Genomic DNA, 24,567 nt, shown 5'->3' with positions numbered 1-24,567 from the left:
CGGGAACAGGGTTAACGCGTATTTTGCAGCGGCAGTTTTTGCCACAATACCAGCTTTTTCCAGCGCGACATAATCGGTACCGTACAAATAATTCCCAATGCTAACAGGCCGGTAGAGATCACCTCCAGCTGCTGCGCCGGACGGAACAGCATCACCACCAGCACGAAGGTGATAAAGGCGATCACCAGCCATGTCAGGTACGGATAGAGCCACATTCTGAGACGGATCTCGCCGCCTTGCGCCTGAAGGATTTTACGCATCCGCAGTTGCGAAACGGCGATCACCAGATAGACCAGCAGGGCGATGGCGCCGGAGCTGTCGATGAGGAATTTAAACACCTTGGCAGGCGCGTAGTAGTTCACCACCACGGTGAGGAACGCCGCGCCGGTGGAGAGGAGCACCGCCACGTACGGCGTTTTGCTGCGGTTGGTCCGCCCCATGAAGGCCGGCGCATCGCCGCGGCGGCTCAGGGAGTAGAGCATCCGCGAGGCGGTATACAGCGCCGAGTTCAGACAGCTGGTGACCGACAGGAGGATCACGCCGTCCATAATCAGCTTGGCATAGGGAATATGCAGCAGCTCGAGCACCGAGCGGTAGGAGCCGATGCTCTTCAGCCCCGGCATATTCCATGGGATGAGGGCGACGACGATAAAGATCGAGCACAGATAAAAAATAGAGATACGCCAGATCACCGAGTTGGTGGCGCGCACGATATGTTTATCCGGGGTATCCGATTCGGCGGCGGCAATAGTGACAATCTCCGCGCCCATAAACGAGAACATGGTGATCAGCATCGCGCTCAGCACCGCGCCGAAGCCGTTGGGCATAAAGCCGCCGTGATCCCACAGACGCGAAATGCCGCTCACCTCGGCATACGGATAAAAGCCGGTAATGGCGACCGCGCCCAGTATGATAAACGCCAGAATAGCGACCACTTTGCACAGCGCCAGCCAGAACTCGAATTCGCCGTAGTTTTTGACGCTCAGCAGATTACTGCCGGTGAGGGCGAGGGTGATGACCAGAGAGAACAGCCACACCGGGACGCCCGGCACCCATGAATGCAAAATAATCGCCGCGATATTGGCTTCCAGCGGAATAACCAATACCCAAAACCACCAGTACAGCCAGCCGATGGTATACCCCGCCCAGCGGCCGATGGCTTTATCGGCATAGGTGGAAAAGGAGCCGGTATCCGGCGTGGCGACCGCCATTTCGGCCAGCATACGCATAATCATCACCACCAGTAGCCCGGCAAACAGATAGGCCAGCAGCACCGCCGGGCCCGCCTCGGCAATGGCGACGCTGGATCCGACAAATAAACTCGCGCCGATCACCCCGGCGATAGATAACATCGTGACGTGGCGCGACTTCAGCCCCGCCCCTAAATCCTGTGATTGCGACAGTTGCCCCATCATTTACCCTCTCGAAGTGTGTCACCTGGGAGAGCGCCCCGACATTCCCGCGCCGGGGCACGCGTATTATTGTTGTTTTGCAGGTCTCGTCTTTATTCCCTTACTAACGTACTTCGTGTCCGCATGTCTGGTGTGCTATGCCTGTTTCGCCTCGGTAAAGCAGTCGGCGATGATCTTCAGCCCCTGCTCGATCTGCGCCTCTTCGATGGTCAGCGGCACCAGGATGCGCAGCACGTTGTAGTACGGCCCGCAGGAGAGCAGAATCAGACCTTTGTCGCGCGCCCGGGCGACAATATCCGCCGTCAGCCTGGCGTTCGGCCTGCTGTGGTCGCCCTCTTCAAACAGCTCAATGGCGATCATCGCTCCCAGACCGCGCACGTCGCCGATCTCCGGATGATCTTCTGCGATCGCCAGCAGGCCCTGGCGCAGGGTATCGCCGAGCTGGTTGGCTTTTTCCAGCAGATTCTCCTGCTCGAAAATCTGCAATACCGCCAGGGCGGCGGCGCAGGCGATGGGGTTGCCGGCGTAGGTGCCGCCCAGTCCGCCCGGGGCGATGGCGTCCATCACCTCCGCGCGGCCGGTGACGCCCGCCAGCGGGAAACCGCCGGCGATGGATTTGGCGAAGGTGGTGATATCCGCCGCGACGCCCATCTGCTCCATGGCGAACAGGGTACCGGTGCGACCCGCGCCGCTCTGTACTTCATCGGCGATGAGCATAATGCCGTGCTCGTCGCACAGGGCGCGCAGGCGCTGCATAAAGGCCGGGGAGGCGGCATAGAATCCGCCTTCACCCTGCACCGGCTCGATAATGATGGCGGCGATATCTTCCGGCGCGGCATCGTTTTTGAAGATACGATGGATGCTGGCGATCGCCTCGTCATCGCTGACGCCGTGCAGCGCGCACGGATAGAGGGCGCGATAGACGTGACCCGGCATTAATCCCATACCGGCGGAGTATGGATTCACTTTACCGGTCAGCGACAGGGTGTAGTGAGTGCGGCCGTGATAGGCGCCGGTGAAGGCGATCGCGCCGCTGCGCCCGGTTGCCGCGCGGGCGATCTTCACTGCGTTCTCCACCGCTTCCGACCCGGTGGTCACTAGCAGGGTTTTCTTGGCGAAATCACCAGGCACCTTCTGGTTCATCTTTTCGCACAGTGCCAGGTAGGGCTCGTAGGCCAGCACCTGGAAGCAGGTATGGGACAGCTTTTTCAGCTGGTCCTCCACGGCGGCGACAATCTGCGGATGCAGGTGGCCGGTATTGAGCACCGCGATACCGCCGGCAAAATCGAGATATTCCCGCCCTTCGACGTCCCACACCCGGCAGTTCTCCGCGCGCTCGGCGAAGACAGGATGGATCTGGCCGACGCCGCGCGGGACCGCGTCGTTGCGACGCGCCATCATTGCTTTATTGCTGTTCATCCGTCACTCCTGTTAAAGGCCAATACACATGTATTTGATTTCTAAGTAGTCTTCTATGCCGTACTTCGACCCTTCGCGGCCGAGGCCGGAGGCCTTAACGCCGCCGAACGGAGCGACTTCGGTGGAGATAATTCCGGTATTGATGCCGATGATGCCGTACTCCAGCGCTTCGCCGACGCGGAACACACGGCTCAGATCGCGGGCGTAGAAATAGGCGGCGAGACCGAACTCGGTATCGTTGGCCTGGGCAATGACGTCGGCTTCATCTTTAAAGCGGAACAGCGGGGCCAGCGGGCCGAAGGTCTCCTCTTTCGCCACTTTGGCGCTGTCGGGCACGTTGACCAGGATGGTGGGCTGGAAGAAGTTGCCGCCCAGGGCGTGCGGTTTGCCGCCGGTGACCACCTTTGCGCCTTTGGCGATGGCGTCGGCAATGTGTTCTTCAACTTTGGCGACGGCTTTCTCGTCGATCAGCGGGCCGGTCGTGACGCCCTCCTGCAGGCCGTCGCCGATGCGCAGTTTTTCCACCGCCTGCTGCAGCTTCTCGGCGAAACGGTCATACACCCCGTCCTGGACGTACAGGCGGTTGGCGCAGACGCAGGTTTGCCCGGCGTTGCGGAACTTCGACGCCAGCGCCCCCTCGACGGCTTTATCGAGATCGGCATCGTCGAAGACGATAAACGGCGCGTTGCCGCCCAGCTCCAGGGAGACTTTTTTGATATCTTTCGCGCACTGCTCCATCAGCTGGCGGCCAATCTCGGTCGAGCCGGTAAAGGAGAGCTTGCGTACCAGCGGGTTGCTGGTCAGTTCGCCGCCGACCGCGCCGGCTGAGCCGGTGACGACGTTGAACACCCCGGCGGGGATCCCGGCGCGATTCGCCAGTTCGGCCAGCGCCAGCGCGGAAAACGGCGTCTGGCTGGCCGGTTTCAGGACCATGGTGCAGCCCGCGGCCAGCGCCGGGCCCGCTTTGCGGGTGATCATCGCCGCCGGGAAGTTCCACGGGGTGATGGCGGCGGTGACGCCGATGGGCTGCTTAATCACCAGCAGGCGCTTGTCGGCCTGGTGGCCCGGAATGGTGTCGCCGTAAATGCGTTTACCTTCTTCGGCGAACCATTCAATAAAGGAGGCGGCGTAGCTGATTTCGCCTTTGGCTTCCGCCAGCGGTTTCCCCTGTTCGAGGGTCATCAGACGGGCGAGATCGTCCTGGTTCTCCAGCATGAGATCGAACCAGCGGCGCAGAATATTCGCCCGCTCTTTGGCGGTGAGGGCGCGCCAGGCGGGAAGGGCGCGGTTAGCGGCTTCGATCGCTTGTCGGGTTTCGTCAGCGCCCATTTTCGGCACGCTGCCGAGCTGCTCGCCGTTGGCCGGGTTGGTCACCGCAATCACGTCGCCGTTGGGCGCATCGCGCCACTGACCATCAATCAGCGCTTGCTGGCGAAACAGAGTCATATCGTTGAGTTGCATAATCGCTTCCTGTCTTCAGGGGGTTAACGGGTAAAAGCGGCGTGTAGTGTCTCCACGCTACGTGCCGCACGCAGCGTGCGTCCGGGATTGCTCTGGCTGGCCAGCAGGGTCTGCACCTTGCTGACGATATGCGCGCCGATCGGGATAGCCGACGTCGCCGCGGGTGACGGCGCGTTACAGGTGTGAATGGAACGCGCGGTGGTGACGAAGAGAAAATCGTCGATCAATTTGCCCTGCGGCGATACCGCCTGCGCCCGCACGCCGGCCGGCCACGGGCGCAAATCGCGCAATGTCAGGCTCGGGCAGTATTTCTGCACCAGCCGCAGATAGCCGCTTCGGCACAGCGAATTTTTCATTTCGCCCAGCCCGGAGCGCAGGTTGTTTTGCAGTACCCGGCGAATGCCGGGCGAGGTGAGGATCTCCAGGGTATCGGCCAGCGAAATATCGCGTTTGCGATAGCCTTCGCGCTTCAGGGCCAGCACGGCGTTGGGGCCGACGGTGACGCTGCCGTCGATCATGCGGGTCAGGTGGACGCCGAGGAACGGCATCGCCGGATCGGGGATCGGATAGATCAGATGGTTGACGATCTGATTGTGCTGCGCAGCGAGCTGGAAATACTCCCCGCGGAACGGGCAGATGATAAACCCGGGATCGACGCCGAGCATTTTCACCAGTCGATCGGCCATCAGCCCGGAACAGGTAATCAGCGTCGAGGCCTCATACTCGCCGCCCTGGCGGGTGTGGACGACCACGCCGCTGGCATGTTCTTTCAGGGCGCTGACTTCGGCGTTGTAGACGATGGCGCCGCCTTTCGATTCGAAGTTCTTCGCCATCGCCGCCGCCACGTCGCGGTAGCTGACGATGCCGCTGGAAGGGACGAAGATCCCGCCGAGTCCGCTGATGTTCGGTTCGCGCTCGCGCAGCTCCCCGGCGCTCAGCCATTCCCGCTGCAGGCCGTTGGCGGCGGTGCGATCCCACAGGGCGCGCATCCGCTCCATCTCCAGCGGCGAGGTGGCGACCAGCATCTTGCCGCAGACGTCGTAGCGGATGCCGTTCTGCTCGCAAAAGGCCTTGGTAGCGCGGTTGCCGGCGAGGCAAAACTGCGCCTTGAGGCTGCCGGGCGTGTAGTACACCCCGGCGTGGATAACGCCGCTGTTATGGCCGGTCTGATGGCAGGCCGGGCCGGCCTCTTTTTCCAGCAGCGCAATGCGGGCGTCCGGGTAAATCTCAATTAACTGCATGGCGGTCGACATGCCGATGATGCCGCCGCCGATAATCACGAAATCATACATCCGCTCAATTCCTTCGCCTGAAAACCCTTATTGATGAGTCTGGTAATGATTCGTGGAATACGCAAAGTAGCCGCGCTGGCGCATCAGCTCGCGGCGCAGGTCCGGGTGCGGCGTAAAGCGGTCGCGGCCGTGCAGCCAGAACAGGTTGTTTATCAACAGAAATTTGCCTACCGGAACCGGTACAGAAAGAATGTTTTTGCTGGTTTCCAGCGCGTCGGAGAGGCGGCTCAGCCAGGTGCCTTCTTCGAAATCTTTCGGCTGGACGAACTGGTCGATATAGCGCATCACCGGGCGACCCAACTGGTCGACGTCGAATACCGGGTGGAAGACATCTTTGCTGACGTTTTTGCTCGGCGGCGCGGCCCAGCGCATCGGGCGGCGGGCGAGCGGGTCGCGGAAGAATTCGTCGAGGTGCTCCCAGTCGTCGAGATGCAGCAGCAGGGAATTGCCGCCCTGCATGTTCTGCTCGTCGATCTTCATCATCAGCACATAGTCGGTTTGCTCTTCGACGTAGGTGCCGTCGTTGTGCAGCTCCATCACCCGGTGCGGCTGGCGCAGATAGCTGTCGGAGTTATCGACGTTTTTCACCACGAAACGGGCGTAATACTGGCCGCTCATGGCGTCGAAATTGGAACGGCCAATCAGGTGCGCCACGGCGGTGGCCAGCTTGACCATCTCCTCGGCCTGGCTGACGTGATCGATCCCTTCGCCGTTGATCAGCAGCGCGCCTTCCGCGCGGTCGAGCAGCGTTTTGATCAGCAGCGGCTGCAGCTGGTTGCCGCACAGATCGTCGAGGATCTTGCCCACCTGGAAGCGTAAGAAAGATTTGTACTCCAGCGCCTGCACCGGCCACTGCGCGACCTGCTGCAGAAACTGGGCGGTGGTGTCGGCGGAAAAGGTGAGCTCCAGCAGGCGCGGCGACTGGGCGGAAGGGGCGACGGTAAAGCCAGGGAAGTGTTGAGCTAACGGCGCGGATGTCGGTTTTACTGCGGTCAGGGCGTTCATCAGGATCGTTCCTCGCAATGGAATGGAAGGTCAGGGTGATGTTCATTTCGTAGCCATAAATTAAAAATATCTACATTTTTATAAAATGCGTACGAAATGGCCTTTTTGTTTCTATTTTGTGATCTGCCAACAATTATTTAACAATGCGAGAGAGATAAGTCGGTGGTTAACGTTGAGGAACAAAGCGGGTGGCGGAAAAGGCAAAATGCCGGGGAGGCTGAGGGTAAATCATAACGCCGATCACAGTTTTTAATCTGTGTAATACCCTTACCAGATGAAGGTGTTAACATTCAGCCGGTAAATACCTTTCAATGCTCACCGAGGCTTCGATGCTGGAGAATGTCATTATCAGATAATCAGCTTCCCGACCTGCCCAGGCCGGACTGATTATCGCTGCGCTTAAACCTTACGCACACACCTGCGGGTGTAGGCATGTTTTCGCACATGATAATGAACAGGTTTCAGTATGAATTTATCCCGTCAGGAACAACGGACCTTACACGTACTCGCCAAAGGTGGCCGTATTGCGCACGTCCGTGATACCTCCGGCCGCATTACCGCCGTCGAATGCTACACCCGGGAAGGGCTGTTGCTGAGCGACTGCACCCTCGCGGTCTTCAAAAAGCTCAAAACCAAAAAGCTGATTAAGTCGGTGAATGGCCAGCCGTACCGGATCAACATCACCGGTTTGACCAACGTTCGCGCGCAGGCGGACAACCGCTGATACAGCGACCCGGGCAGGGTCGCTGCCCGGGCGTATGGCTCTCAAGGAGAAAAAACCATGATCGATATCCCTCGCATTTTTACTATCAGTGAAAGCGAACACCGTATTCATAACCCTTTTACCCCGGAAAAGTACGCCACGCTGGGGCGGGCGCTGCGAATGGCGCCGGGCGCCTCCATTCTTGACCTCGGCAGCGGCTCCGGAGAGATGCTCTGTAGCTGGGCGCGCGATCATCAGATCGTCGGCACCGGGGTGGACATGAGCCTGCTGTTCAGCCAGCAGGCGGCCGCCCGGGCAGAGGCGCTCGGGGTGAGCGACCGGGTGACCTTTGTGCACCAGGATGCCAGCGGGTATGTCGCCAGTCAGCCGTGCGATATTGCCGCCTGCGTGGGGGCAACGTGGATCGGCGGCGGCGTGGCAGGCACGATTGCGCTGCTGAAGCAGAGCCTTAACCCAGGCGGCATGCTGCTGATTGGCGAGCCATGGTGGCGCAAACGCCCTGCCACGGCGGAAGAGGCGGTTGCCTGCGGCGCGCACTCTCCCGACGACTTCCTGACGCTGCCGGCGCTGGTCGCCCACTTCGGCGAACTGGGCTATGACGTAGTGGAGATGGTGCTGGCGGACCAGGAGGGCTGGGATCGTTATGAAGCGGCGAAATGGCTGACGATGCGCCGCTGGCTGGAGGCCAATCCGCACGATGACTTCGCGCCGGAGGTTCGCCAGCAGTTGACCACCGCGCCGCTGCACCATGTCACCTGGACCCGGGAATATCTCGGCTGGGGCGTGTTTGTCCTGATGGCGCGTTAACCAGCGTGTCGGTAGCGTCGGGAGGCGCTACCGACCATCTTCAGACCCTCAGCTCGTCGTAGCTGACCATGACGTGTTGGCGAAAGGCGGGCCGTGCGGTTAGCCGTGCATAATAGGCCGCAAGATGGGGGAGGGGACGACGGGGGATATCGATTGCAAAGTAGCGGTACAGCACATGACCAAACTGGATGTCGGCCAGGGTGAGCGTATCGCCCACCAGATAGCGACCGCCGGCGAGACGTTCCTCGGCAATCGCCAGCTTTTGCTCCAGGGCCGTCACCGCCGCGGCGATGGCCTGCGGATCCCGCTCGGCGGCAGGCGTGCGCACCACGCGCCAGAACACCGGCGCCGTAAAGCCGAGGGCAATATTCTGCTTTGACCACTCGGCCCAGCGATCAACCTCAGTACGAGCCAGCAGGTCGCCCGGCCAGAAGGCGTCGTCGGCGTAGCGACTGGCTAAATAGCGAAGGATCGCGCCGGTTTCCCACAGCGGCGGATTATCGCCATCCTGCAGCACTGGCACCGTACGATTGGGATTGAGCTGATAAAACGCCTCGCTGTCGGTACCGCCATAGCGATGGCCCACGTCGAACCGGAGATAGTCCAGCCCAAGCTCGCCAACACACCACATCAGCGCCTGCACGTTAGAGGAAGTTTTTCGGCCCCAGATAGTCAGCATCGGGATCTCCTGTGAACAGGGAAAGAAGGAGCATAGCAGGTAGGGTTGAAAACGGGAGGGGTCACAAAAGAAATGAGCCACCTCGCCGCGCAGGGGGCGGACGCGCTGGTCAGATGTTCAAACCAGGGGCGTCGCTGAGCCAGCTATTCAGCGCACAGAATGAGAGGAAGAAACAGAGGGCAACAGTTTGCCCTCTGTTTACTTAAGTGGTCTTGTACTAAGGTGTGGCGCTAAAAAACTCGCCAAATTTGACGGCCAGCCAGCCGACAGGCGTCGTGGCGCCGCCGACGATATTGGTGATCTCGGCCATCCCTTCCGGTACCGGAATATGTGAGTTCACCGCCGCCTGAGTATATTCTTGCGAAATGTCCGTCCCGACATACAGGATGCAGGTCACGATCAGGGTTCCGGTTATGAACATGCGGAACATATTTCGTTTACAGAACGGCGTGACCATTGCCAGCAGGAACATTAACGAAGCCAGATCGACAAAGGGCAGTACGCGGTTGCCGGGCAGAATGATAGACAGCACCACAGCCATAGGGATTAACAGCAGACCGGTCGCCAGTACCGAAGGTTCACCGATCAATAACGCCGTATCCATCCCGATGTAAAAATCGCGCCCCGGAAATTTAGCCTTCAGTTTTGCTTCAGCTGCATCACGAACAATCAACAATCCCTGCACCAGAATTTCAATCATTTTCGGCAGCAGCAGCATGGCGGCTGAAACCTTAATGGCCAGTGAAACGGCAGCGGAAATGTCATATCCAGCCAGGAAAGCCAACAGCAGTCCCAGCACAAACCCCAGGGTAAGAGGCTCGCCAAAAACGCCGAATTTTTTATTAATACTTTCCGGATCGAAATTGATTTTATTGATGAGCGGGATCTTATCAATGATGTAATTACAGGCAATGCCAAACGGCACGTAAGCTATACAGGTAAGATGTGGGAATGATATCCCTTTAAGATTATAGTTTTTTTGTAAATACGGCGCCGTTAAATCTGCGGCCAATAGCGTCAACACAAAAATAGCGAAAGTAATACCGACAGAAAGCCAGTAATTTCCCGTTCCGGCATAGACCACAGACCCCATGATCAGGAAAATCCAGTAATTAAAAATATCGATATTCACCGTTTTGGTTAATTTCAACAGAAGCATGGCCAGGTTGATGACGATAAAGCCCACCACGACGGGCAGCATCAGCGGCGAACCCCAGCCAATAGTCGATGCGGTAGGCCAACCGGTATCAACGACCGTTAACTGCAGGCCGATACGCTCAACCATCGCCTGCGATGCCGGGCCCAGGTTTGTCAGCAGCAGGCCAATCACCAGCCCCACCCCTTCAAAACCAATGCCGACCAGCATCCCTGCTTTAAATGCCGTACCGATTTTAACGCCAAAGCAAAGCGCGATAATAAAGAATATTACTGGCATCATTACTGATGCCCCCAGACTAATAATGCTGTTGATAATATCCATAATGATTCCTTAAAAGGCGGGCGAATTGGGCACGAGTTAACCCGTGCCCATTGGGCCCTGTTAATACCTTTAATGGTTCTTTTAGTATTTAACTGAGTTTCTTTAAAAGGATCTCAGCGAAGCGTTTGGGCGAATTACTGAATGCGTCAATGGTACTCCCGGCAATATGCGGCGTAATGGTCACGTTATTCAGGGTATAGAATGCACTGTCGTCAGGAAGCGGTTCGTCATCAAAGGTATCAAGCGCGGCGCCCATAATTTGCCCGGATCTGAGCGCATCAATCATCTCTTTTTCATTGATTAACCCGGAGCGTGCCGTGTTAACAATGATGGCACTGCGCTTCATCAGCGCGAAATGGTGTGCGTTAATCAGATTTTCGGTTTCCGGCGTCAGGCGAGCATGTAACGAGATAACGTCGGCGCGTTGTACCAGTTCGTCCAGTGAATCGACTTTCTCATAACGTTCATGGCCTGCAACGTACTTATCGTAAAAGATAATCTCCGTGCCAAAGCCGCTGAGAAATCCCGCGACCAGTTGGGCAATATGGCCGAGGCCAACCAGCCCCACGACTTTTCCGCCAAGCTCCGGGATCGCCTGATGGTTCGGGCTGTCTTTACGCCAGTATTTATCACGCAGGGCATCGTGTGACCGGGCGATATTGCGCATTTCCGCCAGGATCATGCCGACCGTGAATTCAGCGACGCTGCGAGCGTTACGCCCCGGGGTGTTCATCACCTCAACGCCCCGGGCGTTCGCCACCTCAAGATTCACGTTTTCCACGCCACCGCGGAGTACGCCTACATATTTCAGCGTGGGTAGTTTATCGAACACCGCAGTATTGACGGGGGCAAACTGAGTGATCAGGATGTCAATATCACCCGCTCCCTGAAGCAGATCTTCCGGTAAGGCCACGGCTTCCGCGCCTTCCTGTTCAACCCGCAGATTATCTTCCTGAAGTTTCTCAATGGAGTCATGTGACCACTCGCGTACTTCGACTTCAATCCCGTTATCCCTGAGCGCTTTCAGTCCTGATTCCATCATTGCTGCATTGATAAACAGATCGGCAATTGCCAGACATTTCATAATGATTCTCCCTCGATTAACGCATCAACATACCGCCGGTAACGTCCAGAGTTGCTCCCGTCATATAGCTGGTCTTAGGAGAAACCATGAAGACACCGATGTCGGCAATTTCCTGAGGCTGAGCCACGCGGCCCACCGGAATACGACTGACGTAATAGTCAGGGTTTTGCTCAATGTTCTTACGGATCATCGCAGTATCCATGATCCCGACGGCGATATTGTTCACATTGATTTTTTGTTTGGCGACTTCCCGCGCCAGAGAGATAGCAAAGGCGACCAGACCGGCCTTACTTGCCGCGTAGTGCGCATGTCCCGTCGTGGAGCCGTGGAACGCGGCCTGCGAGGTAATATTCAGAATGCTGCCCATCCGGTCATGCTGCAGGCAGTGATTTACAAATAGCTGGCTGAGATGGAAGATGGCTTTCAGATTGACATTCATCACCAGATCCCAGTCCTGCGGGCTGATCTCGGTGACGTAGCCGCTCAGCCAGATCCCGGCGTTATTCACCAGAATGTCGGCTTTGCCCAGTCTGTCGATACAGGTGGCAAACAGATTTTCCCGGCTCTGTTCGTCAGAGAGATCGGTTTTAACCGCGATGATCTCTACGTTCGCGCTGGCCTTCACCGTTTCGATCAGCCGTTCGGGATGCTCTTCTTCCCGCATATAGGTAAAGCAGATATTGACGCCTTCTTTGGCGAGAGAAAGAACAAACTCTTTCCCCAGGCCGGTTGCGCCGCCTGTCACGATGGCCGTACGATTCGTTAAATTCAGATCCATTTTTTCCTCACTTAGTGCGCAATGTAGTTGCTGCAGCTTTTCCACGGCGACTGCATTTCTGATAACAGGTTTTTATAAAGCTGGTATTTGGTCTGGTAGACCCGGTGATTTTCCGGATTAGGGGAGACGGTGCGTGAGACATGGACCATTTCGTTTGAGGCAGCAAATACCTCTGCAAACCAGCCCACCATGACGGCTGCGGTCATCGCGGTACCCAGGGTCCCGTGCTCTTTGACGTCAACGATTTCCAGCGTGGCCTGGAAGATATCGGCGAATATCTGTAGCCAGACCGGGGAGTTCGTGACACCGCCGGCAATACGAATTGTGCGGCTTAACTTCGGGTTAATATTGCGCAAGCGCTCGGTGTGGTAGAGATGGCTAAAGGCCACGCCCTCATAAATCGCCCGCAGAAAATGGGCTTTTTTATGAAAGCTGTTTACACCGATAAAGCCGGCCGAGGCGTCGGGAATGGTGTTAGAGCCAAACACGAACGGAAAGAACAGCAGGTGGCTTTCATCCGGCGTCGTTGACGAAACCAGCTTATTGCACAGGTCATAGACCGACGATCCTTGTTCGGCGGAGGTTTTCCGATCGCTCTCCATGAAGTTGTTAATAAACCACTCCAGGTTGCTCGCGGAGGTGGGGCTGGCCTCGGTGATGAGCCATTTACCCTCAATGGGATAAATGGAGGTCATAAACAGATCTTTATCAATAACCGGGTGGTCGGTAACGTATTCGTTTATGCTCCAGGTGCCGGTGACGATCGCCATCTTATCGAGACTGTTGATCCCCGAGGCAATGGAAGAGGCCGAGATATCAAACACCCCGCCAGAAACCGGCGTACCTGCGCATAAACCGGTCAGACGGGCGACATCGTCAGTGATTTTTCCGCAGCATTCCGTTGAGCGTTTGATGGGGGGCAATTTATCCCGCAGTTCATCAAGTCCCCACCATGCCAGCAGTTCATCGTCATACTTGCAGTCACGTACGTTGATCAGGTTGGTGCCTGAGATATCGGTCAGCTCAAGAAAAGCCTCTCCTGTCAGGTAAAAACGGATCAGGTCCTTGACCATAAAAATATAACGCGCTTTTTGCAGCGTCTCGGGCTCGAAGTCCTTCAGCCATGCCAGCAAGGCGACAGGTTGTCCGGCCCAGATGGACTGCATTGTTTTTGGCAAAATGTCGGTAAGGAATTCTGGCGAGCGTTGCCATCTCTCAACGTACTCTTTTGCCCGGCTGTCGGTGGATATAATGCCGTTACGCACCGGGTGACCTTCTTCGTCAACCAGATACAGACCGTTACCATGACCGGTGACGGCCACTCCTTTTATCTGGCTGGCATCGATACCTGATTGCTCAATCGCTTTTTTAATCACTTCGACATTCGCGGCCCACAGCTCATCGATACTGCGCTCTGTGTGGAATTCCCGGGGTGTCAGCATCTGCGTGGATTTTGAGGCGATCGCGAGCACCTGTCCTTTACGGTCATAGATGGCTGCCTTGGTGACGGTTCCACCATTGTCGATGCCCATGACGTATTCATCTTTCATTCGCGTGGACTCCTTATTGGTTACCATAAGCCGGGCTCGCTGGTGGTTATCCCTTTAAATCCGGCATGGAATATTTTATCTACAAGGTATTTGCGCTTAACAAAGCCTCCGGCGATGAATACCACATCAAAGCCTTTCAAATTTCGGCTAATCAACTCCAGACACTGGCAGGCATATTCAGCAGGTAAGATTTCAATTGCGTCCGGTGGACTGTGTTTAACAATATCGAGCGACTGATCAAGCGATCGCGAATCGATAAGTAAAACCCGATATACGGTCAGCAATCCCTCTTTTTTGGCGTAGCGTAGCGCGGAGAGATTGGAAGAAATAACACCATCAACCTTGTAATAATTTTTCAGTAGATTGATCCCCGCCTGATCCGGTTTAAAACCACCCAGTAATTCAAGGTGAACGAGGACCTTCTTACCGCTTTGATGGCATTTGCCAATCAGCGACTGCAGGTTGCCGATATTCGCTTCGGATAGCAGCACATATTCTGACTGGCAGGTTAATGCTTTCTCAAAGTATTTATACTTCCTGATGGAAGGGATGATGGTGTTATTTAAAATCATATTAATTTCCGATGTTATTTAGCCATGTAGAGGCTGTATGCATCTTCCGCTGTTGCGTTTTCATGGATGATGGCATTCAGACCTGCTACCACTTTCGCCGGCTGCGGATCCTGGGTAATGTTTCGTCCCACAGCCACGCCTTTCGCACCCATCTGCATACAGTGCTGAACAAATTTGAAGTAACCATCGATGCCGGTTTTTGGCCCCCCTAAGGCAAGCACCGGCACGCCAGCAGCTTCAACGATCAGTCGGTCCTCTGGTGAACCGGTAAAACGCGTTTTGATGACGTCCGCGCCCAGCTCCACCGCTGCGCGGGCCGATGCAGCGATGATGGCCGGATTGTTAGAGTCATCGCTGGTGACGGGATAACCATACGGGAGCGATTCGACAATCAGCGGTACGTTCCAGCGATCCGCTGCCTGCGCGAGTTGCATCGCCATAATGTGGGTTTTTTCTTCATTGAAGGCGCCGGGGAAGGTCATGCAGACCACTCCCTCGGCAGCGACTTTAAGCGCATCTTCGACGGAAAAAACGGGGGTAGTATCGGGAACGGTATTGTCAAAGATACTGACCGTGCTGTCGACGCGTAACACAACGGGAACGCTGTTCAGCGCTTCACGATAATTCTTCAACATGCCGTACGTGACGAGCGCGCAATCCAGGCCGTGTTCCACCAGAGCAGGGAGCTGATTTATCGTATTATCAATACCATTTGTTTTCGTGGAAAAATAGTAGCCATCCAGCGCTAAGGTCACGGATTTACCATCTTTTGCGAATATTCTTGAGAGACGACGTTCTTTAGACATTTATTTACTCCTGAGATAAAAAACAAAAAAAAGCCCTCAGAGACTCGCGTCTCTGAGGGCTTTCTGTTCACATACCCTTTTGATAATGGTTCGGGAATCCAAAGCATTATCAATGCAATTTTTTAGCAAAGTGAGAAAGGTTTAACTTTTGTTTAAATTAAATTTGTTCTCTTGCGTGATTAAATAACTAACACACGCGATAACTTACTGTCCAGTTGGTGTCGTTGAAATGAGAGATTCATCACATCAATATGTTGTATGACGTGAAAGGTGCCGGGTTAAATACAGAAACCGAACCCTTAAAAAACCATGCAATAACGCATCCTGACAAGAGGGAGAACGCCAGGCGTTTATTTCATCCGCATGAAGAACCCATCCATGCATGCTCCTGCCTGCAGGTCGCCATCCACAAACGCGCATTTATTCCCGTCCGGATGGCGTACAAAAACGTTATAGCATCGTTGTCGGCATGGCGGTCTGTCCCCCGGAATGATTTCTTCCCGGCGCCCGGGCAAATTACTCGTCCGCTTTGTGCGCCCAGGCAGGCATCGCCGTCAGGTAACGTTTTGCCCGTTTCCGTGATTCCGCTACGCCCACCTTTTGCCAGGAGTCGAGAAAAGCCGCCAGACCGGATACGGCCTCTTCCCAGGATTTCAGATTACCGTCGCTGTCGCTGCAATACGCGCAATATTTATCGCTGGCCCCTTGCGCATCGGGTGCGGACATCGGCATTCCGCAGGCCTGGCAAAACCGTTCGTGCTGTGTCATAGAGCGCTCCTCCTGTCGTTGAGTTGTCTACTAAACATACAGAATTTACGCCTGGCGTTTAGCGTTTCAGATCAATAGATCCTGCCGTAACCGTTCTGGTGGATCTTCTGCCGGGGCGTGCGGGAGGGATAACGGGCAACGTACTCCGTATCGCGCAGCTATCGCCTCCCTTATTTCTTATTGATGCAATGGTTGATCGCAGGCCGCGAGGATGGATTCATGCATCGCTTCGGAAAGTGTTGGATGCGCGAAGATCATCGACAGGAGACTTTCATCTGTGGCCTCCAGGTGACGGGCGATGCCAAACCCCTGGATCAGTTCCGTGACCTGTGCGCCAACCATATGCGCGCCCAGCAACTCGCCGGTTTCAGCATCGAAAATCGTCTTCACAAAGCCCTCTGTCTCGCCGCTGGCCAGCGCCTTACCATTATTCTGCCAGGAGAACTTACCGATCCTGACGGGCCGTCCCCTGGCCAGGGCCGTCGATTCCGTCAAGCCCAGACTGGCAACCTGGGGCCGGGCATATGTGCAACCGGGCACATAGTCGCGATCAAGCGGGTGGGCGCCTTCGACACCAGCCAGTGTCTCAACGCAGTTCACGCCTTCGTGGCTGGCCTTGTGCGCCAGGCACGGCGGGCCGGCTACATCGCCGATGGCATAAAGCCCGAATACGTTAGTGCGACAAGCGGTGTCCGTCTTGATAAAACCGCGGTCTAACTCGACGCCCAGCGTTTCCAGCCCCAGATCTTCAATATTCGGCTGTACGCCGACCGCCAGCAGCACGCGTTCGACGTCCTGAGAATATTCGGCGCCGGTGTTTTTCATGGTGCAGCGCACCCCGGTCCCGGTGAGCTGTACTTGCGTCACCAGGGTCTGGGTATGGACCTCAATACCGCGTTTTTCGAATGACTTACGCACTGCTGCAGACACCTCGGCATCTTCCACTGGCAAAATCTGCGACGCTAGCTCGACCAGCGTCACTTTACAGCCCAGATCGTTATAAAGGCTGGCGAACTCGACGCCAATCGCCCCTGAACCGATGATTAATAGCGACCTGGGCAATAGCTTAGGCCGCAGCGCCTCGAAATAGGTCCAGATATATTCGCCATCTGGCGCGATGCCTGGTAATGCGCGTGGTCGGGCGCCCGTGGCCAGGATCACGTGATCGGCCCGGTAATCGCGCATCTCCCCCCGGGCATCCTCGACCGTTATTTGCCCCTTGCCGCGCAGCCGCGCGGTGCCATCAATGACCTGCACGCCATTTTTCTTCAACAGGTACGCCACCCCGCCGGTGAGCTGTTGCGATACGGTACGGCTAAACTGCACCAGTTTCTGCAGATCGACGTTCACCTCACCCACGCTGATGCCCAGCTGACTGGCATGGGTGATACTGTGCGCGACCTCAGCGCCATGCAACAGCGCCTTGGTTGGAATGCATCCCCAGTTCAGGCAGATGCCGCCCAGATGTTGTTTTTCCACTAATGCGGTACGAAGCCCTAGCTGGCCGGCACGGATGGCGGCCACATATCCCCCAGGACCACCGCCGATGATCAGCACATCGTATTTATCGTGCATAGCTCGTCTCCTGGATAAACATCAAGGTTGGGGTTTCAGCCAGTCGCCTGAGTTCCCGGAGAAAAGCCGCACCTGCCGCGCCATCGATAACCCGGTGATCGCAGGATAGCGATACCGTCATTTGCTGGCGCGCGACGATTTGCCCGTCGCGTACTACCGCCCGCATTTCGCCGGCGCCAATGGCGAGGATTGCGCTTTGCGGTGGATTGATGATGGCGTCAAACTGCCGGACGCCAAGCATCCCCAGATTTGACACGCTAAAGGTCCCCCCCTGGAACTCTTCCGGCTTCAGCGTGCCCGCTTTGGCCCTGGTCACCAGCGAGTGAATTTCGTTCGATATGTCGCTAATCGATTTCCGGTTCGCCGAGCGGACAATAGGGGTAATTAGCCCGGCAGGCAGCGCAACGGCCACCGAAATGTCGGCATCCGCAAAGCGGCGGATACTTTGTGTCGCTTCATCAAACTGAATGTTGACGTCAGGCACGGCCACCAGCGCCAGGGCGCAGGCCTTCACCAGCAGGTCATTAACCGAAATCTTGACGCCGGGTACTTCGCGGTTAATTTCCTGACGTAGCGCTAACAGTCGTTCCAGATCGAGATCGACGCTCAAACGGAAATGGGGAGACTGTTGCTTGGACGTTTGCAGGCGAGAGGCGATAGCCCGCCGCATACCGGACATGGGGATGCTCTCAAAGGGTACCGGGGTACTCTCCTGTACCGGGCTGGTCTGCGGGTGCTCGTCGAGTAACAACGCCGCGGCCAGCACATCATCGCGACTCACCCGGCCGCGTGAACCGCTGCTTCGGCAGTCATGCAAGTTGATACCCAGCTTGCTGGCCAGACGGCGCGCCAGCGGGGTGGCCGATACCTGGCTGTCATCGGCATGCGAGCGGGGCGCTTTGCTGCGACGAACAGGGGGCGTCGGAGAGGCCAGGCGACCGCCGGCGGCAAGGATCGCGCTTTCCAGATCAGAAACAGAGATACGATCCCCGCGCCCGCTGCCGCGGACTTTTTTCAGGTCGACACCCCAGCGGGCAGAGAGTCGTAACGCATGGGGCGTGGCATTAACCTGAGTCACATCGGTCACGCCTTGCAGACTGACGGGGATGTCGGTCTGCCCAACGGGGGGCTCGGGGCTGTTGGATGGCGGCGAAACAACGGAAGGTGGCTTAGCGCCCGCCTGTGCCGCTACGTCCGGCGCGGCAGCCTCCGTGCCAGGGGCTGCGGATTTCGCCGTAGCCAGAGTGGCAGCGAATTCGTCCAGGTCAGCATCGCTGACCGAAGCGTCAGCCACCAGGGCCAGCACGGCGCCTACCTGAAGCGTCTCACCCTCTCGGGCGAGTATCCGACGTAACGTACCGGCAAAGGGGGCCTCCAGCACATTGACGATTTTACTGGTTTCAATCTCACAGATTTCCTGCCCTGGGGTGAAGCTGTCACCCTCCTGGATTGCCCACCGAGCGAGCAAGCCTTCTTCCATGGAAAGCCCCCACTTTGGCATTTCAAGCGTCTTGATTTCGCTCATAGGTTAATCCTCCAGCACTTGACGGACGGCGGCTTCGATACGTTCTACGCCAGGGATCCAGAGTTTTTCGAGAGCAGGGGAGAACGGGACCGGCGTGTGTGGCGGCGTCACCAGCAGAACGGGCGCTTTGAGGAAATGGAATGCCTGGGACGCGATCAGCGCCGCGACATCATGAGCAAAACCGAAGCGTGCCGCGGATTCGTCGACAATCACTACCCGCCCCGTGGACGCCACCGATTCCAGAATCCCTTCCTCATCCAGCGGCGAAATGGTCCGCGGGTCGACCACCTCGACCGAGATCCCCTCTCTGGCCAGTTTGTCCGCCACCTGATTGGCTTTATGCACCATTGCCGACAACGCAATGATGGTGACGTCTTCTCCTTCGCGGGTATAGTTGGCTACACCTAGCGGGAGGGTATAGCTCTCGTCCGGTACCTCGCCCTTGAGGTCGTACAGCATTTTATGCTCGCAGAAAACCACCGGGTCGTCGTCGCGAATTGACTGGATTAACAGACCTTTGACGTCATAAGGCGTCGAGGGCACCACCACCTTCAGCCCTGGCGTGGTGGCAAAGATATTATAGGGTGACTGTGAATGCTGGGCCGCGGCGGAAAACCCCGCGCCGATCATACCTCGCATCACCAGCGGGGCTCTGGCTTTGCCACCAAACATGTAGCGGAACTTAGCCGCCTGGTTGTACAGCGCATCGTGACTCACGCCAAAAAAATCCATGAACATCAATTCCGCGACCGGCCGCAGACCCGTCGCTGCGGCGCCCGCCGCCATACCGATGATGGCCGACTCGGTAATGGGCGTGTCGATCACCCGATCGGAGCCGAACTGCGTCCACAGCCCTTTAGTGACGCCGAGCACACCGCCAAAAGCTTCTATCTTCGCCTCTTCGGGCGCATTTCCGCCATGACCGCCACGCAAATCTTCACCGATGAGCACCACGCGTTCATCGCGTTCCATTTCCTGAGCCAGGGCTTCCTTGACCGCTTCACGATAGGTTTTAATCGCCATAGTTATCACCCTCAATATGAGACATAAACGTCTGTCAGCAGGTCTTCCGGAGCCGGATAGGCAGCGGCGCGGGCCTTCAATACCGCATCGTTGACAAGGGCTTCGACTTCCTCGTCAATCGCCGCCAGTTCTTCCGGGGTGATATGCTGTTTGACCTTAGCGGTGAAAATCTTCAGCGGATCATGTTGTTCACGCAGGCGTTGCACTTCACCTTCCGCGCGGTATAGCGCGGGATCCCCCTCAAAATGACCGTGCCAGCGGAAGGCTTTGGCCTCAATGACGCTTGGGCCACCGCCTTCTCGCGCACGTTTGACTGCCTCTGAAGTGGCCTCATAAACGGCAAAGAAATCGGTGCCATCAACGGTCACTGCCGGCAGGCCGAAGCCAGCGGCGCGTCGGGCGATATCACGCCCACCCACGGCGTAGTCATGACCGGTCCCTTCGCCGTAACCGTTGTTCTCGAAAATAAAGACCGCTGGAAGCTGGAGCACGACGGCCATATTGATGGCTTCAAAGACCAGGCCCTGATTAGAACCCCCATCGCCCGTAAAAGAGACACCGACGTTGCCGGTTTTTAGCGTCTTTGCCGTTAGCGCGGCGCCGATGGCCAGGGGAGGGGCTCCCCCAACGATAGCGTTCGCTCCCAGCATTCCTTTCGACAGATCGGCAATGTGCATCGACCCACCCTTACCGCGACATAACCCGCTGTCCTTACCGAATATTTCGGCCATCATGCCGTGAATGTCGCACCCTTTAGCAATACAGTGGCCATGTCCACGGTGTGTTGAACCAATAAAATCTGCGCTCGTTAAATTTTCGCAGACCCCCACCGCGATGGCCTCCTCACCGGTGTAAAGGTGAATGAAGCCGGGAATATCACCGCTGGTATTTTCCTGATGCAACCGCTCTTCAAAGGTCCTGATCTCCCGCATCTTGCGGTAAGCCTGCAATAACGCCTGTTTGCTGAGCATGATTTAATTCTCCTCAATAAAGGTCACCCAGGCGGGGCCAACAGACAGGGCGGATAACCCTGGCCACACCCATGCAATGAATCTACGAGCGGTTATAGGGAGTGCGAAGCCACCTTCATGGGGGGGTAGGTGGGGGTTTTCATGCTTGAGGTCAAACTTTCTAAATTTTGTGTAGCTATAAAGTTTGGCGGCCCCATGTCATCCCGGGGGCTGGCGTACAATTGAAAAAAAACAAAGCGAGTAGATAACCACGGATGAAGCCATCGGATTTTGAAAGTCGCCAATCACCATCACTGGTCTCCGGGCCATTGCGGCTGACGCGAGGCTTGCCGCTAATCCTGACCAAATTCGTCCCGCCTCGCTCCTCGATACAATTGCTGGAGCGCCCCCGGCTTCTTCAGCTTCTCAATCCCGTTCAGCAGTGTCGGCTGGGCGTCGTTTGCGCTGGCGCTGGATTTGGCAAAACCACGCTGTTGGCGCAATGGCATCAGCAGATGGTCGCCCAGGGGGAACGTATCGCCTGGCTGAGCCTCGATGAGGATGATGATGACGTATGGCAGTTTATTCCTTACCTGCTGCAAGCATTGCGTCCACTCTATGCTGACTGGGACGCCGATTTCTGGCGTGATATGGAAGAACAAAAGCTCTCCAGCTCCGAGCAGCTGCTGGCCGGGCTCATTAACCAGCTACACTACTGCCCGCATGACATATACCTGATTATCGACGACTTTCACGTGATTAACGATCGTGGGGTCTATGAAGCGCTGGGGTATTTACTCAAGCATGCGCCTGCCGCCTTGCATCTGGTCATTGGCAGCCGTTTCCACCCCAATCTTGCGCTGAGCCAGCTGCAGGCCCAGGACCAACTGGTGGAAATCTATGATCGAGACCTGCAATTCACGCTCGAAGAAACGAAACACTATTTTAGCCGCACGGTTGCGCTACCCCTCAGCAACCACCATGCACAGCGGCTGCAGTCCGTGACTGAGGGCTGGATCGCAGGGATGAAGATCGCTTCTTTGTCGGCAGAATTACAGCATGATCCCGAGCATCTGTTGCGCAATATGCATGGAGGAACACGGTCCATTGCCCGCTATCTTAAAGAGGTGGTCCTGGACCCGCTGCCGGAAGAGGTGCTTGATTTCCTGGTGAAAACGTCCTTCCTCAGTCGGTTAAATGCCGAACTATGCAATGCAGTGACAGGACGAGATGACAGTCAAGCAATGCTGGCATGGATTGAGCGACACAACCTTTTTTTGTCAGCCCTTGACGAACAAGGCTACTGGTTCCGCTACCATCCTCTGTTGCAGGAAAATCTTCGGACCATGCTGCAGCAGAACAACGCTATTGATCGCAAACAGCTACATGAATTAGCCAGTCATTGGTTCGTCGAACAGAAACTGTGGTCTGAGGCGGTACGCCATGCGCTCAGCGCAGGCAAGCCGGTGCATAGCCCCGGGCAGGACGGCGCAAGCGCTCAGTCACTGGCGGAAGAAGGGGATATCGATACCCTGATCTCATGGATGCATCATTTACCGCCCAGCACCGATCCTGCGCGCATTGACCTGCAAATTAACCTGGCCTGGGCACTGGCGCATTATTTCCACTTTGATGAGTCGAGGCAGCTGCTTGATAACCTCGATCAGATGGTGCTTCATCATCGTGAGGATTTAACCCGCAGTACCTGGTGTAAATTGCGCGTTGTGCGGGCAATTTGCGAAGCCTTTGCTGAAAATATCCCGGAGAGTCTGGCTATTGTTCAGCCGTTGCTGGCCGAAGTGCCCTGCGGCGACACCTGGGTTGATGGTCTGATATGCAATATTCTCAGCTATTGCCATGTTGTTAACCAGCGCTATCACGACGCGCTGGAGGTTCAACAGCATATGCCCTCTCCGGAAAGTCCTTTAGATAATCTGTTTGTCTCGGTTTATCGCGCGTTTATCATTGCCCAGTGCCATCTTTGTCAGGGCGATCTGGGAAAAGCCGGGTGGTACGCAGAGAAAACGTTGCGCCAGGCTGAATGTTATACCGGCACCCAGTCGACCAGTGGTGCGACGCTGGCGCCGCTGCTGGCGGAGATAGCATATGAATGTCAGAGGGGTGACTCGCCCGAGCATCTGTTAGCCGACCGGCTCGAATTCATCGACCGGTTCAGTCCACCCGACGCGCTGAGTCGTTGCTATACCTATCTCGCGCATCAGGCCTTAGATAGCGATATGCCCTATGAGGCCGAGCGATTGCTGGAGCATGCGCAGCGCCTTGCGGTGTCTCGCGGCTGGCAACGGCTCCAGGCCATGTTGTTAGCCGAGCAGGTGAGGGTGCGCTTGCAGCGCGGCAATTTCACCGGCGCAGAGCAACTGCAACGGCAGCTTGAACAAATGGCCGCCAGCTTCAGAATGGATGCCGAACATCCCCGCCAACGCGCCATTGTTATGTCTGTATCTCTTAGCCGCAGCCGGCTTCTTCTCGCCAGAGGCCAGGCGCCGCAAGCCTGCATTTTACTGGCTGAGATGGTCTCCGATCAGGAAAGCCGGGGGGACAGGTTAACCGCAGCGCGTCTGCGTACGCTCTGGTCATTAGCCTTGTGGAACAGCGGCAAAACTGCCGCTGCGCGCATGACATTTCAGCCAGTGCTGCAGCTGGCTGAACAACAGCATCTCAAGGGCCTCTTTCTTGACGCTGGCGATACATTGCAACCTTTGCTTGCCGGTATGAATGAAACCTCTTCGGCTTGTACAGAGGAAGGGGGAGTGCAAGGTCCCTGGGCAGACAAGCGCGCGCCTGCAGACAGTACACCGTTTAATAGTGGAAGCCCCGATATTCATGGGGAACTCAGCGAGCGAGAATTTCAGATATTACAGCTGATCGCTGAAGGTCAGATGAACAAAGAAATCGCCCGCTCCCTCGCTATTTCTGCCGAGACGGTCAAATGGCACATCAAAAACATCTACGCGAAGCTTAAAGTGAATAGCCGCACTCAAGCGATGAGTCGAGCGCTGGAGATGAAATTACTGGATTAATGGTTTGAACAGGGGGGCTGGATAGAAAATCTTATTAAGACGAGCCACTTTCTTAACGGGGCTATGAGCCATGGATAATCGAGTACTAGTAAGTCCATGGGGAGCTATCTCTGAACGGTGATGGCAGTTTTGATGCCCTGGCTCAGCGATAAGGACATTTAATTTAATGATCTCCTCCGTGTATTGGGGTTAGGATCATTAAGTGCGTCGACTCCAGGTGACTCAGGCCCAAATTCAGGGAGGAGATCAATTGCAGGAACTGCGCCAGATTAGCGACGTCAAAAAATGGGAGATGACTCAGGTTGCCGGGCTCTATATCTGCTCCCATAAGCGGTGCAGTGCATTAGTAGCCGCAACTGTCTGAATGACTTTATACATGTATACGGTGCTGAGCTGGCCGCCACGCTTGATCTGGAACTGATGGAGATTATTCAACGCCCTGCACTCCTGACCGGCCAGGCTCTCGACCGTTCGGCGCATTACCTGCGCGAAGCGCTGTCCGTGTGGCTGAGTACCGGTGAAGAAATTCATTATGCCGCAGAAGACGGCGATATTTTAACGGCCATCGGATTCAGGCCTGACGCGGCTTCACGGGTCGATAATCAGGAAAAATAGC

Annotated in this window: 20 protein-coding genes and 1 pseudogene; 4 read left to right on the top strand and 17 right to left on the bottom strand. The window is 56.4% G+C overall.

The window, feature by feature from the left end; all coding sequences use genetic code 11:
* Positions 1-11: 11 nt before the first annotated feature.
* The 5 genes from gabP to glaH all read right to left on the bottom strand — a co-directional run bounded on the left by gabP (position 12) and on the right by glaH (position 6,589).
* Positions 12-1,412: a GABA permease gene (gabP, locus tag QLG03_RS24240; protein WP_032453065.1), complete on the bottom strand. Its 1,401-nt coding sequence runs from the start codon at positions 1,410-1,412 to the stop codon at positions 12-14.
* Positions 1,413-1,547: 135 nt separating this feature from the next.
* Complete coding sequence (gene gabT / locus QLG03_RS24235; RefSeq protein ID WP_032453043.1) at positions 1,548-2,831, bottom strand: 4-aminobutyrate--2-oxoglutarate transaminase; 1,284 nt, start codon at positions 2,829-2,831, stop codon at positions 1,548-1,550.
* A 12-nt stretch (positions 2,832-2,843) separates the two neighbouring features.
* Positions 2,844-4,292, bottom strand: coding sequence for an NADP-dependent succinate-semialdehyde dehydrogenase (gabD, locus tag QLG03_RS24230; protein ID WP_023288516.1), 1,449 nt, complete (start codon positions 4,290-4,292; stop codon positions 2,844-2,846).
* 23 nt (positions 4,293-4,315) lie between these two features.
* Positions 4,316-5,584 (bottom strand): L-2-hydroxyglutarate oxidase, encoded by a 1,269-nt coding sequence (gene lhgO, locus QLG03_RS24225; protein ID WP_117135886.1) that lies wholly within the window; start codon positions 5,582-5,584, stop codon positions 4,316-4,318.
* Positions 5,585-5,611: 27 nt separating this feature from the next.
* On the bottom strand, positions 5,612-6,589 hold the full coding sequence (gene glaH / locus QLG03_RS24220; RefSeq protein WP_048334107.1) for a glutarate dioxygenase GlaH: 978 nt from the start codon (positions 6,587-6,589) through the stop codon (positions 5,612-5,614).
* Between the two features lie 466 nt (positions 6,590-7,055).
* On the opposite strand from glaH, the gene QLG03_RS24215 reads away from it, so the two are divergent.
* Both QLG03_RS24215 and QLG03_RS24210 read left to right on the top strand, forming a co-directional pair.
* Complete coding sequence (locus QLG03_RS24215; protein ID WP_044521137.1) at positions 7,056-7,313, top strand: YjhX family toxin; 258 nt, start codon at positions 7,056-7,058, stop codon at positions 7,311-7,313.
* 57 nt (positions 7,314-7,370) lie between these two features.
* Complete coding sequence (locus tag QLG03_RS24210; RefSeq protein WP_050533125.1) at positions 7,371-8,120, top strand: class I SAM-dependent methyltransferase; 750 nt, start codon at positions 7,371-7,373, stop codon at positions 8,118-8,120.
* A 40-nt stretch (positions 8,121-8,160) separates the two neighbouring features.
* On the opposite strand, the gene QLG03_RS24205 is transcribed toward QLG03_RS24210, so the two are convergent.
* The 12 genes from QLG03_RS24205 to QLG03_RS24150 all read right to left on the bottom strand — a co-directional run bounded on the left by QLG03_RS24205 (position 8,161) and on the right by QLG03_RS24150 (position 20,931).
* Positions 8,161-8,799, bottom strand: coding sequence for a glutathione S-transferase family protein (locus QLG03_RS24205; protein ID WP_240247322.1), 639 nt, complete (start codon positions 8,797-8,799; stop codon positions 8,161-8,163).
* 217 nt (positions 8,800-9,016) lie between these two features.
* Complete coding sequence (locus QLG03_RS24200; RefSeq protein ID WP_023288522.1) at positions 9,017-10,279, bottom strand: PTS transporter subunit IIC; 1,263 nt, start codon at positions 10,277-10,279, stop codon at positions 9,017-9,019.
* An 88-nt stretch (positions 10,280-10,367) separates the two neighbouring features.
* Positions 10,368-11,363: a 2-hydroxyacid dehydrogenase gene (locus QLG03_RS24195; RefSeq protein ID WP_044521147.1), complete on the bottom strand. Its 996-nt coding sequence runs from the start codon at positions 11,361-11,363 to the stop codon at positions 10,368-10,370.
* Positions 11,364-11,379: 16 nt separating this feature from the next.
* Positions 11,380-12,141, bottom strand: a complete 762-nt coding sequence (locus tag QLG03_RS24190) for an SDR family oxidoreductase (RefSeq protein ID WP_023288524.1) — start codon at positions 12,139-12,141, stop codon at positions 11,380-11,382.
* Between the two features lie 11 nt (positions 12,142-12,152).
* Entirely contained in the window at positions 12,153-13,691 is a 1,539-nt protein-coding gene (locus tag QLG03_RS24185) for an FGGY-family carbohydrate kinase (RefSeq protein WP_048296783.1), read from the bottom strand.
* A 20-nt stretch (positions 13,692-13,711) separates the two neighbouring features.
* On the bottom strand, positions 13,712-14,263 hold the full coding sequence (locus QLG03_RS24180; protein ID WP_023288526.1) for a glycerol-3-phosphate responsive antiterminator: 552 nt from the start codon (positions 14,261-14,263) through the stop codon (positions 13,712-13,714).
* A 14-nt stretch (positions 14,264-14,277) separates the two neighbouring features.
* Positions 14,278-15,069, bottom strand: a complete 792-nt coding sequence (locus QLG03_RS24175) for a phospho-2-dehydro-3-deoxyheptonate aldolase (protein ID WP_002889868.1) — start codon at positions 15,067-15,069, stop codon at positions 14,278-14,280.
* Positions 15,070-15,585: 516 nt separating this feature from the next.
* On the bottom strand, positions 15,586-15,837 hold the full coding sequence (locus tag QLG03_RS24170; RefSeq protein ID WP_023288528.1) for a zinc ribbon domain-containing protein: 252 nt from the start codon (positions 15,835-15,837) through the stop codon (positions 15,586-15,588).
* A 177-nt stretch (positions 15,838-16,014) separates the two neighbouring features.
* Positions 16,015-17,412 carry a dihydrolipoyl dehydrogenase gene (gene lpdA, locus QLG03_RS24165; protein WP_282473675.1) on the bottom strand — a complete coding sequence of 466 codons (1,398 nt, stop codon included), beginning with the start codon at positions 17,410-17,412 and terminating at the stop codon, positions 16,015-16,017.
* Positions 17,402-18,937 carry a 2-oxo acid dehydrogenase subunit E2 gene (locus QLG03_RS24160; protein ID WP_255988486.1) on the bottom strand — a complete coding sequence of 512 codons (1,536 nt, stop codon included), beginning with the start codon at positions 18,935-18,937 and terminating at the stop codon, positions 17,402-17,404. Before QLG03_RS24160 ends, lpdA begins: the two co-directional genes overlap by 11 nt.
* 3 nt (positions 18,938-18,940) lie before the next feature.
* Positions 18,941-19,960: an alpha-ketoacid dehydrogenase subunit beta gene (locus tag QLG03_RS24155; RefSeq protein WP_023288531.1), complete on the bottom strand. Its 1,020-nt coding sequence runs from the start codon at positions 19,958-19,960 to the stop codon at positions 18,941-18,943.
* Between the two features lie 11 nt (positions 19,961-19,971).
* The gene (locus tag QLG03_RS24150) at positions 19,972-20,931 is read right to left on the bottom strand and encodes a thiamine pyrophosphate-dependent dehydrogenase E1 component subunit alpha (protein WP_072422525.1); all 960 of its coding nucleotides are present in this window, start codon (positions 20,929-20,931) and stop codon (positions 19,972-19,974) included.
* A gap of 254 nt (positions 20,932-21,185) precedes the next feature.
* On the opposite strand from QLG03_RS24150, the gene QLG03_RS24145 reads away from it, so the two are divergent.
* Both QLG03_RS24145 and QLG03_RS24140 read left to right on the top strand, forming a co-directional pair.
* Positions 21,186-23,951, top strand: coding sequence for a LuxR C-terminal-related transcriptional regulator (locus QLG03_RS24145; protein WP_338019608.1), 2,766 nt, complete (start codon positions 21,186-21,188; stop codon positions 23,949-23,951).
* 250 nt (positions 23,952-24,201) lie between these two features.
* Positions 24,202-24,566 (top strand): annotated as a pseudogene (locus QLG03_RS24140) (phage polarity suppression protein); the annotation flags it as partial.
* Position 24,567: the final 1 nt, after the last annotated feature.

Source organism: Klebsiella sp. V115_8 (assembly GCF_029967715.1).
Classification (GTDB): domain Bacteria; phylum Pseudomonadota; class Gammaproteobacteria; order Enterobacterales; family Enterobacteriaceae; genus Klebsiella; species Klebsiella quasipneumoniae.
The sequence above is the reverse complement of the archived record's forward strand: the minus strand, read 5'-3'. Positions and strand labels throughout refer to the sequence as shown.

Coding starts and splice junctions, on each gene's coding strand:
- gabD (WP_023288516.1), bottom strand. CDS start 4,292: ATGCAACTCAACGATATGACTCTGTTTCGCCAGCAAGCGCTGATTGAT.
- QLG03_RS24180 (WP_023288526.1), bottom strand. CDS start 14,263: ATGATTTTAAATAACACCATCATCCCTTCCATCAGGAAGTATAAATAC.
- QLG03_RS24210 (WP_050533125.1), top strand. CDS start 7,371: ATGATCGATATCCCTCGCATTTTTACTATCAGTGAAAGCGAACACCGT.
- QLG03_RS24160 (WP_255988486.1), bottom strand. CDS start 18,937: ATGAGCGAAATCAAGACGCTTGAAATGCCAAAGTGGGGGCTTTCCATG.
- lpdA (WP_282473675.1), bottom strand. CDS start 17,412: ATGCACGATAAATACGATGTGCTGATCATCGGCGGTGGTCCTGGGGGA.
- QLG03_RS24205 (WP_240247322.1), bottom strand. CDS start 8,799: ATGCTGACTATCTGGGGCCGAAAAACTTCCTCTAACGTGCAGGCGCTG.
- QLG03_RS24195 (WP_044521147.1), bottom strand. CDS start 11,363: ATGAAATGTCTGGCAATTGCCGATCTGTTTATCAATGCAGCAATGATG.
- QLG03_RS24155 (WP_023288531.1), bottom strand. CDS start 19,960: ATGGCGATTAAAACCTATCGTGAAGCGGTCAAGGAAGCCCTGGCTCAG.
- QLG03_RS24190 (WP_023288524.1), bottom strand. CDS start 12,141: ATGGATCTGAATTTAACGAATCGTACGGCCATCGTGACAGGCGGCGCA.
- glaH (WP_048334107.1), bottom strand. CDS start 6,589: ATGAACGCCCTGACCGCAGTAAAACCGACATCCGCGCCGTTAGCTCAA.
- gabP (WP_032453065.1), bottom strand. CDS start 1,412: ATGGGGCAACTGTCGCAATCACAGGATTTAGGGGCGGGGCTGAAGTCG.
- QLG03_RS24200 (WP_023288522.1), bottom strand. CDS start 10,279: ATGGATATTATCAACAGCATTATTAGTCTGGGGGCATCAGTAATGATG.
- lhgO (WP_117135886.1), bottom strand. CDS start 5,584: ATGTATGATTTCGTGATTATCGGCGGCGGCATCATCGGCATGTCGACC.
- QLG03_RS24185 (WP_048296783.1), bottom strand. CDS start 13,691: ATGAAAGATGAATACGTCATGGGCATCGACAATGGTGGAACCGTCACC.
- QLG03_RS24170 (WP_023288528.1), bottom strand. CDS start 15,837: ATGACACAGCACGAACGGTTTTGCCAGGCCTGCGGAATGCCGATGTCC.
- QLG03_RS24150 (WP_072422525.1), bottom strand. CDS start 20,931: ATGCTCAGCAAACAGGCGTTATTGCAGGCTTACCGCAAGATGCGGGAG.
- QLG03_RS24175 (WP_002889868.1), bottom strand. CDS start 15,069: ATGTCTAAAGAACGTCGTCTCTCAAGAATATTCGCAAAAGATGGTAAA.
- QLG03_RS24215 (WP_044521137.1), top strand. CDS start 7,056: ATGAATTTATCCCGTCAGGAACAACGGACCTTACACGTACTCGCCAAA.
- gabT (WP_032453043.1), bottom strand. CDS start 2,831: ATGAACAGCAATAAAGCAATGATGGCGCGTCGCAACGACGCGGTCCCG.
- QLG03_RS24145 (WP_338019608.1), top strand. CDS start 21,186: ATGAAGCCATCGGATTTTGAAAGTCGCCAATCACCATCACTGGTCTCC.